At 50.6% G+C, this 892-nt stretch carries 2 protein-coding genes; both read right to left on the bottom strand.

The features are described from left to right. The coding region (locus tag RR842_RS11065) for a hypothetical protein (protein WP_332729762.1) at positions 1 to 384 on the bottom strand (384 nt) is incomplete at its 3' end. A 67-nt stretch (positions 385 to 451) separates the two neighbouring features. Then, positions 452 to 892: DUF669 domain-containing protein (locus tag RR842_RS11060; RefSeq protein ID WP_332729761.1), on the bottom strand; the 441-nt coding region annotated here is incomplete at its 5' end.

Genomic DNA, 892 nt, shown 5'->3' with positions numbered 1-892 from the left:
GAACGGCACACTGGTTTCTTCGATGCTAGCACCCATGAATCCTTCAAGGGTTTTTAAGCCCACAGGAGGATTCGGCATCACATCATAGTTAACCATTGGGTAGGTCTGGAATAATCGCGAGAACTGCCACCCTTGCTTGCCATCTTTAATTATCCAGTCGTTGATCTCTTTTGGGTCAAAGCCAGCAAGTATGCCGCGCATAATGTATTGGTCATATCTACGGTTGTTGTAGCCGACGAATATCACGTTGTCACGGTTGGCGTAATAGAGTTTTGCCAGAGCGTCCCCATCGTTGACTATGACCGTTTCGGATCGTGTGGAAGGATCAAGTACCACCACCAACCAGTCGTGGGAAAAAACTTCAAAATCGTAAAAAAGCAACACTGAAATCACCCCCTTTCCGGTATGGGCATAGGCAAGCCCGCCACTAGCAGCGGGCTTGCGGATTGGATTAAACCTCGAAAACCTCCATGACCTCGAATGTGCTGAAACCCTGCTTGTTCTGCCCGTACTCGATGGCGTATTCCAGCTTGCCGTCGATTTCCTCGCCGATATCCAGGATCAGATCGGCATACTGTGCGTAACTCTCAAACCCAACCTCGATACCCGAATCAAGGGAGCGCAGGAAGTCGTTGGCCTTATGGATGCCAAACGCTGCCGTAACCACCTGATTCATGAAAATGCAACTCTTCGTGCTCTCTCCGGCAATAATGCGGAACTGCACCTTCAGCATCGGAGAGCCAGGGTTCTTGGACTTCTCACCTGTCTCGCCTAGCTCCATCTTCTCCACTCGCACCTCATATTTACCAAGGGGCACTTCCTTATAATCATCACCGTTTTCCTCGACTCCCTGCACATCCTCGCGTAGCGCCCCAAGGTCCACCTTCTTGTC

The organism is Gordonibacter sp., assembly GCF_036667095.1.
Classification (GTDB): domain Bacteria; phylum Actinomycetota; class Coriobacteriia; order Coriobacteriales; family Eggerthellaceae; genus Gordonibacter.
The sequence above is the reverse complement of the archived record's forward strand: the minus strand, read 5'-3'. Positions and strand labels throughout refer to the sequence as shown.